Here is a 12,017-nt window from a genome sequence, read left to right on the forward strand (position 1 = left end):
CGCCCTGGCCGACCGCGCGCTGTACCAGGCCAAGCACCAGGGGCGCGACGGCTGGACCGCGCTGCGATGGCCGGCACAGGATCAGCGGCGATGATGGCCCGATGAATCGCACCCGAATCGTCACGGGCGTCCTCATCGCCGCCGTACTGGGCCTGGGACCGTCCACCGCCTCCGTCGCGTTCGCGCAGGCGTCGCCGACCTCTTCCTCCCAGGTCGCCCCGGCCGCGAAGCCCGTCCCGGCGGCGAAGCCCGCTCCGACCGCGACGGCCGCGCCGGTCCCACGGATCGCGCCAGCAGTACCGGCCGCCCCGGCGGCCTCCGCCATCGGCACGGACGAGGAAGCCGCGCCCGGCGGCCGTCCGCTGCGGCCGCTGAGCAACGACATCGCGGAGCGCGTCCAGGCCTGCACGCTGTGCCACGGCCCGCAGGGCCGGGCGACGCCGCAGGGCTATTTCCCGCGGCTGGCGGGCAAGCCGGCGGGTTATCTCTTCAACCAGCTGCAGGCCTTCCGCGACGGGCGTCGCCATCACGCGCTGATGGCCGGGCTGCTGCGCAACATGAGCGACGACTACCTGCGCGAGATTGCCGGCTACTTCGCCGCGCTCGACGTCCCGTATCCGGCGCCCGCGCCGTCCGGGCTCGGCGCGGAGCAGCAGGCTCGGGCCGAGCGGCTGGTGACGCAGGGCGATCCGTCGCGCCGCGTGCCGGCGTGCACCGCCTGCCACGGGCCGTCCATGGCCGGCCGCCAGCCGGCGATCCCCGGCCTCTTGGGATTGCCGCGCGACTACCTCGTCGGGCAGCTCGGCGCGTGGCGCAACGGGCTGCGGCGCGCGCACGCACCGGACTGCATGGCCGACGTGGCCCGGGCGCTGTCGGCCGACGACGTCGCCGTGGTCGCGAGCTGGCTCGCGGCACGCCCGGCGGGCGCGCATCCGGAGCCGCCGTCGTCGGCGCCGCTCCCGGTGGCTTGCGGAGGCCTCGCGCCATGAGCGGGCCGGAACACGCATCGGGGGCGGCGCCCAGCGACGCCGGCTCGTGGCCGGCGCAGGACCCGGCGCGGCCGATGAAGACCTTCCTGCGCGGACTGCTCGGCCTGGCGATCGCGATGCCCGTGATGGCGCTGCTGTTGATCGCGGGTGCCTGGGGACGGGAGCTCTGGCTGTCCGGCCGTCCGGCCCTGTCCGGCGCCGAGGACACCAACCCCGCGCTGATCGCGCGCGGCGCCTACCTGGCGCGCGTCGCCAACTGCGCCGGCTGCCACAGTCCGCGCGGCGGCGCGCCGCTGGCGGGCGGGCTGCCGCTGGGCACGCCCTTCGGCACGCTGTTCAGCAGCAACCTCACGCCCGATCCGGAAACCGGCCTGGGTCGCTGGTCCGCCGACGACTTCTGGCGCGCGATGCACCACGGCCGCAGCCGCGATGGACGGCTGCTCTATCCGGCCTTTCCGTACACCAGCTACACGGCGATGTCGCGCGAGGATGCCGATGCGATCTTCGCGTGGCTGCGCCAGCAGCCGGCGGTCCGGCAGGCCGCGCCGGCCCACCAGCTCGGCTGGCCCTATCGCTGGCAGACCGCGCTGGCGGTGTGGCGCCTGATGTACTTCACGCCCGGCGATGCGCCGTCGCAGGACGAGCCCGGCGCCGATCGCGGCGCGTCGCGCGGGGAGGGCCCCCAGGCGGTGATCGCGCGCGGCCGCTATCTGGTCCAGGCGGTGGGTCATTGCGCCGAATGCCATGCGCCGCGCAACCGGCTGGGCGCGCTGCGGGACGCGACGGGGCTGCGCGGCGGCTGGCACGGCGTGCAGGGCTGGACGGCGCCGTCGCTGGCGAATCCGCGGGCCGCGGGCGTGCAGGACTGGTCCGAGGACGAGGTGGCGCACTGGCTGCGCGCCGGCTGGTCGCCGCGCGGCGCGGCGCTGGGGCCGATGGCCGATGTCGTCGCCGAGAGCCTGCAGCATCTGAGCGAGGCGGACGCACGCGCGATCGCCGTCTACCTGCGCGACCTGCCCCGTGAGGCGACGACGCCGGCCGAGTTCAAGCCGGCGCCGCCGGCGCAACTGGACCTCGGCCGCCAGGTCTATGCGAAGCACTGCGCCGATTGCCACGGCGATCGGGGCCAGGGACGGCGCATCGACGGCCAGCCGGCTTATCCGCCGCTGGCCGGCAACCGCGCCGTGACGCTCGACGCCCCGCAGAACCTGCTGCAGACGCTCGCCGACGGCGGCTACGCGCCGACCACCGCCGCCCACCCCCGGCCCTACGGCATGCCGCCGTGGCGGCAGGTGCTGAGCGAGGAGGAGATGGCGGCCGTCGCGACGGTCATCCGGCAGAGCTGGGGCAACCAGGCGCCGGCGGTGACGGCGCAGGACGTGCTGCGCTTGAGGTGATTCACGGCCCCCGAGGGGCTGCTCTCCGAGCGGACTGAACGGGCGCCCTTCGCCTGGGCGAGCCACCCTGACTGACCGCAAGACTGCGCAGCAGCATCGACATGCCTTCTTCCAGGTCCTGCTGGAATCGATACCGCAGTGGCGCCAGTTCCTCGCGTGCGATGACCGCCGCGGCGACTTCCCCCTGGACAGCCAGTGGCCACAGACCGATCAGCAGCGGCAGTGCGAGGTGGATGAACCTGTCGAACGTCGCGGCCGAAATGCTTGGCACGCTGACATGGAAAGCCATCGCAGTTTCTTGACGCACCGCCAGCAGGCCGTGCTTGAACTGGACCATGCGTTCGAAGGAGACGTTGCGCTCGAGGATGGACGGGAAGATGCTGGTGAGCCGGCACAGCAGCGGACGTGCCACGAAGGTCGACGAGAACGCCCCGGCGATGTGTTCGATGGTCCCTTTGCACTTGCCGCCGCGGTTGAGCGCCTGGACCAGTTCACCCTGCCAGGCCATGAACTCCTCGACCAGGACATCGAGCAGGACGGCTTCGCTGCTCTCGAAGTAGCGGTAGACATTGGACTTGGTCATGCCGGCCTTGCGGGCCAGCTCATTGATGCCCAGGGTGTGCACGTCCGGGATCTCCAGCAGCAGGGACTTCGCTGTGTCGAGCAGGTGACGCCGGCGCTCCTCCTTTTGCTCAGGAGATCGCGCGCGTAAATAAGGTGGTGGCGGCTTCATCCCTGTATCTTAGAAACAACACAAGAGACTGTCGGTCTGCTAAACTTGGGACCATCGGTCTCTTATTTGCTCGACGAAGAGCGACGCAGGGGTTTGGCCATGGTTACGCGAAGAACTGTGTTGCTCGGCAGTGCCGGCTTGGCGGGCGCGCTGGGGGCGCTGATGGTGGGCTGGACGGCGATGCCGCCCAGGCCGCGCCTGGTCACGTCCGTTCCGCTGCCGACCGGCCCGGGACAGTCGGCGCTGAACGGCTGGGTCAAGATCGGCGCGGACAACACGGTCGGGATCGTGATGTGCAAGGCCGAGATGGGCCAGGGCATCTACACCGGCTTGGCGATGGTGCTAGCGGAAGAACTCGACGCTGACTGGGCGCAGGTTCGCGTTGAACAGGCGCCCATCGACAAGATCTATCAGAACGTCGCCGGAATCGTCGAAAGCCTGCCCTTCCACCCCGATGACCATGGCACGCTGAAGGCCATCGCCGAGCGGATCACCGGCAAGGCGATGCGCGAGTTCGGTCTGATGCTCACGGGGACTTCCTCCAGCATGAGGGATCTCTGGTTGCCGATGCGCCAAGCCGGCGCGTCAGCGCGAGCGATGCTGTTGGCCGCCGCGTCCCAGGAATGGGGAGTGAAGGCGAGGGAATGCCGCGTTGAGGCAGGCCGCGTGATGCACCCGTCCGGCAGGAGCGCATCCTTCGGAGAATTGGCGGCCGCAGCGGCGAGCCAGCCATTGCCCGATGCCGTTGTGCTGAAGGATCCCAAGACCTTCAAGTTGATTGGCAAACCGCGTAAACGCCTCGAAGCCGCGTCGAAGATGGACGGCAGCGCACGCTTCGGCATCGACGTGCTGCAGCCCGGCATGCAATACGCCAGCGTGGAAATGTGCCCGACCCTGGGCGGCCGCGTCGTCAGCTTTGATGCCGCCGACGCGCAGAAGTTGCCTGGTGTGAGGAAGGTGCTTGCGCTGCCGCCGCTCTACGGCAGCACCGGTGGCGTCGCGGTGATTGCCGACACGCCCTACCACGCGATGCGCGCCGTCAAGGCGGTGCGCGTCGAGTGGGACGATGGGGTGGCGGCGAACTTGTCCTCCGATGAGATCTATCAGCGTCTGGCGCAATCGCTGGACACGGACGATGGCTTCAACTTCTACAAGCACGGGGACGTCGATGCCGCGCTCAGGAGTGCCGTGAAGATCGTCAAGGCCGAGTACCTCGCGCCGTATCTGGCTCACACGACGATGGAGCCGATGAACTGCACCGTGCAGTTCAAGGATGGTCGCGCCACCGTGTGGGCAGCCACGCAGGTGCCCGACATGGCGCGCCGCTCCGTGGCCAAGGTGCTGGGCCTCGCGGTCGAACAGGTCGACGTGCAGATGCAGCTGCTTGGTGGCGGTTTCGGCCGGCGCTGTGAAGTCGACGTCATCACCCAGGCGGCGGCCATCGCCCGCGAGACGGGCGGAGCGCCGGTCCAGGTGATCTGGTCGCGCGAGCAGGACACGACGCATGACTTCTACCGTCCGGCATGCGTCTCGCGTTTCCAGGCCGGGCTTGACGCCTCCGGCCAGTTGCTGGGCTGGCTGAACACCTCGGCCGGTCAGGCCATCATGCCGCAGGTCATCGAGCGCATGCTCGGCTTGCGCGCCGCCGTGCCCGACCGGACCACCTCGGAAGGCGCCTTCGACCAGCCCTACGAGTGGCCCTCGGCACGCATCGGCCACGAGGCCGTGGAGTTGCCCGTGCCGGTCGGCTTCTGGCGCTCCGTCGGGCATTCGCACCACGCCTTCTTCAAGGAGAGCTTCCTCGATGAAGTGGCCCACGCCGCCGGGCGCGATCCAGTGGCCTTCCGCGCCGCGCTGCTGGCCAGGCACCCTCGGCACTTGAAGGTGCTGCAGCGCGCTGCCGAGTTGTCGGGCTGGGGCCAGCCCCTGCCTGCGGCCGCCGATGGCACCCAGCGTGCCCGTGGCGTGGCCCTGCATCAGTCTTTCGGCTCCATCGTGGCGCAGGTGGCGGAGGTGTCGGTGTCCCCCGACAAGCGCATCCGCGTCCACCGTGTGACCTGCGTGATCGACTGCGGCCTCGCCATCAACCCGAACCTGGTGCGCCAACAGATGGAAAGCGGCATCGTCTACGGCTTGTCGGCCGCGTTGAACGATGAGGTGCGCATCGAGAAGGGGCAGGTCCAGCAGACCAACTTCCACAACAACCCCGTGCTGCGCTTCGATGAATGTCCGGTGATCGACACCGAAGTCATCGCCAGCGACGAAAACCCCGAAGGCGTCGGCGAACCCGGTACGCCGCCGGTCGCCCCGGCCGTGGCGAACGCCCTGTTCACCCTCACCGGCCAGCGGCTGCGCCGCCTGCCACTGAAGCTGGCTTGACCCGGAGAAGTCTCATGACCCCGTTGACGATCAATCGCAAGCCTGTGGAAGTGCTGGCCGAGCCCGACACACCGCTGTTGTGGGTGTTGCGTGGCGAGCTGCAGCTGACCGGCACCAAGTTCGGTTGCGGCATGGCGCTGTGCGGCGCATGCACCGTGCACATCGATGGCGAGCCGACGCGCTCCTGCGTCACGCCGATCTCGGCGGTCGGCCTGCGCGAGGTGACCACCATCGAAGGGCTGTCCGGGCCGCAGGTGGCCACGCTGAAGGCGGCGTGGACCGATGTCGACGTGGTGCAGTGCGGCTACTGCCAGAGCGGGCAACTGATGGCCGCGGCTGCGCTGCTGAGGCAGAACCCCAAGCCGACCGATGCGGACATCGACGCCGCCATGGCCGGCAACATCTGCCGCTGCGGTACCTACCCGCGCATCCGTGCGGCCATCCATCAAGCGGCCGCGATGGCCGCAGCGTGAGCGGACCAGCACCCACGGCCGCCTTCGGGAGAGAGCATGTCGACATTCCCACCCACCCGCGGCTTCGGCGTGGGTCGCATGAAAACCGCCGGGATGCTCATCGCCGGCGGCTGGCTGCTGGCGGCCGGCTGGGTTCAGGCACAGCCCGCCGCCGCCAGTGCGCCGGCCACCACCTTGCGCTCGCCGTCGCAGTTCTCGAGCATCGCGGATGACAAGGCACGGTCGCAGGCCCTGTTTGTCGAAGCGGGCAAGGTGATCCAGCATCCCCGCTGTCTGAACTGCCATCCGAATGGCAACCGCCCACTGCAGGGCGACGGCATGCAGCTGCACCAGCCGTTGGTCTTGCGCGGCAAGGACGGTTTCGGCACCACGGCGATGCGTTGCGCCAGCTGCCACGGCGCCCAGAACTTCCAAGCGACGCGGAGTTTCAGCGTGCCGGGCAACGAGCATTGGCACCTGGCGCCGCTCGAGATGGCCTGGCACGGCCGTGCCCTCGGCGAGATCTGCAAGCAGCTGAAAGACCGATCACGCAACGGTGGCAAGACGATGGACCAGATCATCGACCACATGGCGCGCGATGAGTTGGTCGGCTGGGCCTGGTCTCCCGGTGCTGGCCGCGCGCCGGCGCCGGGCACCCAGAAGGAATTCACCGATCTGATCAAAGCCTGGGCGGACAGCGGCGCGCACTGTCCAAGGTAGCGCGTCTGTGGCGGGGTTCGGGCCCCGCGCGGCGGGCGCGGCATATGGGGACGGGCCACCCTCGATTTCAAGATCTTGAAGCGCGACCGGGCGCTCCTAGTTGGGGAGTCATGGCGGACACCCCGCCGCGACCCATCCGCAGGAAGCCAAGGAGCCCCGCATGTACCGTCAACTGTTTGCCCGTGAACTGTTCAACGACCTGGACCGCTTCCAGCGCCTGGGCCTGGGCCTGGGACTGGCGGTGTGGTCCAGCGTGCTGAAGCTGCCGGGCCGCTTCTACGAGCTGATGCCGATCGCGGTGCTGATCGGCACCATCTTCAGCATGGCGCGGCTGGCGCAGTCCAGCGAATTCACCATCCTGCGCACCGGCGGCCTGGGGCCGCAGCGCGCGCTGGGCCTGCTGAGCGTGATGGCGCTGGCCTTCGCGGTGCTGGCCTTCGTGGTGGGCGACTTCGTCAATCCCTGGGCGGACCGCCAGGCGCAGCTGCTCAAGTCCACCGCCAGCGGCGGCGTCACGAACGCGCAGGGCGCGTGGATGAAGGACCGCATCGGCGACTTCAGCTACGCCGTGCACGTCGGGCGGGCCCGCTCGAACGGGACGATGGAGGACGTGCTGGTCTTCGAGTTCGACAGCAAGGGCGCGATGGCGACCCGGCTGACGGCCAAGAGCGCCACCGTCGACGCCACCGGCCGCTGGCAGATGAACGAGGTGCGGCTGACGCAGTGGTCGCGCGTGGCGACCCCGCTGAGCCAGCCGGCCGCCAACGCGCCGCAGCCCAAGGACCCCGCGGCGCCGCAGGACAAGCTGTCCGAGAACCCCGCCATCCACGAGGTCCTGCTGCCGCGCTTCGACTGGCAGAGCCAGTTGCCGGCGGGCGTGGTGTCCGCGGCGGTGCAGCCGACCTGGAACATGTCCACGCTGGAGCTCTACCGCTACACCCGCCACCTGTCCTCGCAGGAGCAGTCCTCGGCGCAGCCGGAGATCCAGTTCTGGCGCAAGGCCTTCTATCCGTTCGCCTGCATGGTGATGGTGGCGCTGGCGCTGCCCTTCGCCTACCTGCACTTCCGCTCGGGCGGCATCAGCGTCAAGGTCTTCGGCGGCATCATGCTGGGCATCAGCTTCGTGGTGCTGAACGCGATCACCGGCCACCTCGGGCTGCTGCGCGACTGGACCCCCTGGCTGGTGGCGTCCGCGCCCAGCCTGCTCTACCTGGGCATCTCGATGGCGGCGTTCTACTGGCTGGTGCGCTATCGATGAAGGGCGGGAGCGCCGCCCGCCGGTCCGGCACCCGCCGGACCCTTCCCCCGGCCGCGATCCGGCCGCTTCAACCGACGGAGGACTGCTGATGGACGGTCTGCTGCTCTTCGCCCACGGCGCCCGGGATCCGGCCTGGGCCGCCCCGTTCCAGGCCATCGCCGCCGAGCTGCAGACGCGGCGGCCGACCTGCCGATCGCGCTGGCCTACCTGGAGCTGATGGCCCCGGACATCGCCACCGCCGCCGGCGCCCTGGCCGCGCGCGGCTGCAGCCGCATTCAGATCGTGCCGATGTTCCTCGGCGCCAGCGGCCATGTGCGACGGGACGTGCCGCCGCTGGTCGAGTCGCTGCGCGCGACGCACCCGCAGGTGCTGTTCGTGCTGCACGACGCGATCGGCGAACAGGCCTCCGTCATCCGCGCGATGGCGGGCGCGACGCTGGACCTCATCTCCGGCGTCACCCTGCCCGCCGATCCGCTCGACCCTTCCACCCCGACCGTGCTGCCCCAGGCCTGACGCCTGCGATGACCACGCCATGAACCTGCACCAGTTCCGCTTCGTCCAAGAGGCCGCGCGCCGCAACCTCAACCTGACCGAGACGGCCAAGCGCTCTACACCTCGCAGCCGGGCGTCTCCAAGGCGATCCTGGAGCTCGAGGAGGAGCTCGGCGTCGACATCTTCTCGCGCCATGGCAAGCGGCTGCGCAGCATCACCGAGCCGGGGCGCCAGGTGCTGAAGTCGATCGAGATCATCATGCGCGAGGTCGGCAACCTCAAGCGCATCGGCGAGGAGTACTCCAAGCAGGACGTCGGCACGCTGTCGATCGCCACCACCCACACCCAGGCCCGCTATGTGCTGCCGGGGCCCGTCACCCAGCTGCGCCGGCAGTTCCCGCAGGTCAACATCGGCCTGCACCAGGGCAGCCCCGACCAGGTCGCCCGGATGCTGATCGACGAGACCGCCGACGTCGGCCTGGCCACCGAGTCGCTGTCGCAGTTCGAGGAGCTCGTCACCCTGCCCGCCTACGAATGGCAGCACGTGCTGGTGATGCGCGCGGAGCATCCGCTCGCGCAGGTCGAGCGCATCGACCTGGAGCAGCTCGCCCAGCAGCCGCTGGTGTCCTACCACCCCAGCTTCACCGGCCGCACCCGCATCGACCGGGCCTTCGCGCAGCGGCATCTGACGCCCAACATCGTGCTCGAGGCGATCGATTCGGACGTCATCAAGACCTACGTCCGGCTGGGACTGGGCATCGGCATCGTCGCCGAGATGGCGGTGCGCGAGGACCCGCCCGGCGGCGAGCTGGTGTCGCGGCCGCTGGGCCACCTGCTGGGCCAGAACGTCGCGCGCATCGCCTTCAAGCGCGGCGCCTACCTGCGCAACTACGTCTACAGCTTCGCCGAGCTGCTGTCCGACCGGCTCAACCGCACGCTGCTGCAGCGCGCGATGAGCGGCGAGGCCAGCGACTACGACCTCTGACGCGCAACAAGCGCCCACCCGACGCCTTCCCGATCCGATCACGGCCACGTCCAGCGCCTCCCCCGCTTCCGACCCGCCCCTTCATCGATCCCACCATGCGTGTTCACACCCCCGTTCCCGCGAGCCGCCTGCCCCAACTGGGGGTGACGGTCTTCAGCGTCATGTCGGCGCTGGCGCAGCAGCACCAGGCCGTCAACCTGGGCCAGGGCTTCCCCGACTTCGACGGCGATCCGGCCTTGCTGGACGCCGTCGACGCCGCGATGCGCGCCGGCCACAACCAGTACCCGCCGATGCCCGGCGTGCCGGCGCTGCGCCAGGCGATCGCCGCCAAGATCCAGACGCTCTACGGCCATGCGTATGACCCGGACAGCGAGATCACCGTCACCGCCGGCGCGACGCAGGCGATCCTGACGGCGCTGCTGGCGGTGGTGCATCCCGGCGACGAGGTGATCGTGCTGGAGCCCGCCTACGACAGCTATGCGCCCAACATCGCGCTGGCGGGCGGCGTGCGGGTGGCGGTGCCGCTGGACCCGCAGACCTTCCGCCCCGACTTCGACCGGCTGCGCGCCGCGCTCACGCCGCGCACGCGGGCGATCATGATCAACAGCCCGCACAACCCCAGCGGCGCGGTCTGGAGCGCGGACGAACTGCGGCAGCTGGCCGAGCTGCTCGACGGCACCGAGGTGCTGGTGATCAGCGACGAGGTCTACGAGCACATGGTCTACGACGGCCACACGCACCAGAGCGTGTCGCGCCTGCCGGAACTGGCGGCGCGCAGCTTCGTGGTCTCCAGCTTCGGCAAGACCTACCACGTGACCGGCTGGAAGGTGGGTTACGTGGCGGCACCGGCCGCGCTCACGGCGGAGTTCCGCAAGGTGCACCAGTACAACGTGTTCACCGTCAATTCGGCGATGCAGCACGGCATCGCCGCCTACATGCGCGATCCGGCGCCTTACCTCGGCCTGAGCGACTTCTACCAGCGCAAGCGCGACCGCTTCCGCGCCGGACTGGCGGACTCGGGCTTCGTGCTGCGTCCCTGCCCGGGCAGCTATTTCCAGTGCGTGGACTACGGCGGCCTGCGGCCCGAGCTGGCCGCGCTCGACGACATGGCGATGTGCCAGTGGCTGACCCGCGAGATCGGCGTCGCGGCGATTCCGCTGTCGGCCTTCTACGGCGGCGGCAGCGACGCGAAGGTCATCCGCTTCTGCTTCGCGAAGAAGGACGAGACGCTGGACCTCGCGCTCGACCGGCTGAAGCGGATCTGAGGCCGGGCCGCCGCTGGCGGCCCTCAACGCGCGTCAGCGGCCCTTGGCGTCTCTCGGCGGCTCGTCGTCCACCAGCGACAGGTCCAGGTCGACCGACTGCGTGAGCACCGACCGCGGCGCCGGCATGCCCGGCGGCGGCGGTGGCGACTGCCACACCATGGTCGCCATCTGGTCCACGTGCGCCGTCGCATCCAGCGGCAGCACGACATCGATCGACTGCCCGTCGACCTCGTGCTCCGCGCGGTCCCGTGCCACGGCGTACAGCAGCAGCAGGTCGCGGTAGGCCGGCAGGCCCAGGTCGCCGCTGTACTCCTGATGCTTGGACAGCAGGTCCTGCAGCAGGCTCATGCTGCCCTCGGCGTCCACCCAGGCGGCCTCGAGCCGATCGATCAGTTCGTCATGGGCCTCCAGCCCCTCGCCCTCGTTCAAATCGTCGCTCCACGACGGCGCGCGCGCATGGAACTGCTCGGCGAAACGCGCACCGACGCGATCGAAGGCCTCGCGGTCGCCGCGGCGCTGGTAGAGCTCCATCAGCTTGAGGAACGGCAGACCGCTGGCCGCGTCGCGCTGGTTCAGGCGCGAGGACAGCAGCTCGATGGCCGCGTCGTCCTGGCCCAGGACCATGAAGAAATCGACCTGCTGCTCCAGGTCGATCAGTTCCTCGACGGTCACCAGGCTGCCGACGCCGCCCAGGTCGGCGGTGAACGGCGCCGGCCGGGTGTCGTCACGATCGAACTGCAGGCTCAGCGGCTCGACCGCCTCCATGGCCTCGAGCGCGGCCAGCGCCTCCAGCGCGTCGTCGGCGGCGGTGGTCGGTGCCCGCGTCGACGCGCGCGACGGTGGCGGCGTCAGCGGGCCGGGCCGGGTCGGTTCCTCGACGGCGGTGAGCGGCATCGGGATCGTCGTCGGCGCCGACGAGGCGGGCGGCCCGTCGGTCGACAGGTGCGACATCAACGGGGCCGGCGAACTGTGCGGATCGGTCGGCGTGAAAGGCGACGGACCCGTGGGCATCGGCGGCGGCACCGTCGCGACGCCCCGCATCTCCGCCTCGGCGTCCTGACGCGAATCGGTCAGCCAGTGCTGTTCCGCCTCGCGCCGCTGCATGCGGTTGCTGCGCCACAGCAGCAGGCTGCTCGCGGCCAGCGCCAGGCTCAGCAGGCTCAGCCCCAGCACCCAGGTCGAGGACGATCCACCCGTCTCGGCGGCCCGTTCGCGCGCGGCCTGCAGGTCCTGGCGCAGCGTGTTCATCGCGGCGAGCGTGCGCTTCTGCTCCGCCTGCAGGTCGGCGATCTGCTTCTGCATCGCCAGCACCTGCTGGCGAGCCTCCTCGGCGGCGCTGGCCGCGCTG

At 70.2% G+C, this 12,017-nt stretch carries 11 protein-coding genes and 1 pseudogene; 10 read left to right on the plus strand and 2 right to left on the minus strand.

All coding sequences use genetic code 11. From position 1 onward, the window contains the following. The first annotated feature begins 101 nt into the window (after positions 1–101). A complete protein-coding gene (locus FUT87_RS22090) occupies positions 102–989 on the plus strand; it encodes a cytochrome c4 (protein WP_255511961.1) in 888 nt (295 codons plus the stop codon). Then, positions 986–2,386, plus strand: a complete 1,401-nt coding sequence (locus tag FUT87_RS22095; RefSeq protein WP_255511962.1) for a c-type cytochrome — start codon at positions 986–988, stop codon at positions 2,384–2,386. Before FUT87_RS22090 ends, FUT87_RS22095 begins: the two co-directional genes overlap by 4 nt. Before the next feature lies 1 nt (position 2,387). Here FUT87_RS22095 and FUT87_RS22100 read toward each other — a convergent pair whose 3' ends face one another. After that, positions 2,388–3,119: a TetR/AcrR family transcriptional regulator gene (locus FUT87_RS22100; RefSeq protein ID WP_147242406.1), complete on the minus strand. Its 732-nt coding sequence runs from the start codon at positions 3,117–3,119 to the stop codon at positions 2,388–2,390. A gap of 99 nt (positions 3,120–3,218) precedes the next feature. Here FUT87_RS22100 and FUT87_RS22105 point away from each other — a divergent pair, with 99 nt between their 5' ends. The 8 genes and pseudogenes from FUT87_RS22105 to FUT87_RS22135 all read left to right on the plus strand — a co-directional run bounded on the left by FUT87_RS22105 (position 3,219) and on the right by FUT87_RS22135 (position 10,669). Then, positions 3,219–5,498: a xanthine dehydrogenase family protein molybdopterin-binding subunit gene (locus FUT87_RS22105; protein ID WP_147242407.1), complete on the plus strand. Its 2,280-nt coding sequence runs from the start codon at positions 3,219–3,221 to the stop codon at positions 5,496–5,498. Between the two features lie 14 nt (positions 5,499–5,512). Further along, the gene (locus FUT87_RS22110; RefSeq protein ID WP_091720293.1) at positions 5,513–5,971 is read left to right on the plus strand and encodes a (2Fe-2S)-binding protein; all 459 of its coding nucleotides are present in this window, start codon (positions 5,513–5,515) and stop codon (positions 5,969–5,971) included. A gap of 78 nt (positions 5,972–6,049) precedes the next feature. After that, the gene (locus FUT87_RS22115; protein WP_147242408.1) at positions 6,050–6,670 is read left to right on the plus strand and encodes an Isoquinoline 1-oxidoreductase subunit; all 621 of its coding nucleotides are present in this window, start codon (positions 6,050–6,052) and stop codon (positions 6,668–6,670) included. 160 nt (positions 6,671–6,830) lie between these two features. Next, positions 6,831–7,928: an LPS export ABC transporter permease LptG gene (lptG, locus tag FUT87_RS22120; RefSeq protein ID WP_147242409.1), complete on the plus strand. Its 1,098-nt coding sequence runs from the start codon at positions 6,831–6,833 to the stop codon at positions 7,926–7,928. Between the two features lie 88 nt (positions 7,929–8,016). Continuing rightward, the gene (locus FUT87_RS31470) at positions 8,017–8,145 is read left to right on the plus strand and encodes a hypothetical protein (protein ID WP_310735296.1); all 129 of its coding nucleotides are present in this window, start codon (positions 8,017–8,019) and stop codon (positions 8,143–8,145) included. Next, the gene (locus tag FUT87_RS22125; protein ID WP_310735297.1) at positions 8,145–8,441 is read left to right on the plus strand and encodes a CbiX/SirB N-terminal domain-containing protein; all 297 of its coding nucleotides are present in this window, start codon (positions 8,145–8,147) and stop codon (positions 8,439–8,441) included. Before FUT87_RS31470 ends, FUT87_RS22125 begins: the two co-directional genes overlap by 1 nt. A gap of 19 nt (positions 8,442–8,460) precedes the next feature. Continuing rightward, positions 8,461–9,404, plus strand: a pseudogene (locus FUT87_RS22130) (CysB family HTH-type transcriptional regulator). Between the two features lie 95 nt (positions 9,405–9,499). Next, positions 9,500–10,669, plus strand: coding sequence for a pyridoxal phosphate-dependent aminotransferase (locus FUT87_RS22135; RefSeq protein ID WP_147242410.1), 1,170 nt, complete (start codon positions 9,500–9,502; stop codon positions 10,667–10,669). 33 nt (positions 10,670–10,702) lie between these two features. Here the strand turns inward: FUT87_RS22135 and FUT87_RS29180 are convergent. Next, positions 10,703–12,017: FimV family protein (locus FUT87_RS29180; protein WP_404935429.1), on the minus strand; the 1,315-nt coding region annotated here is incomplete at its 5' end.

Source organism: Mitsuaria sp. TWR114, from assembly GCF_007997345.1.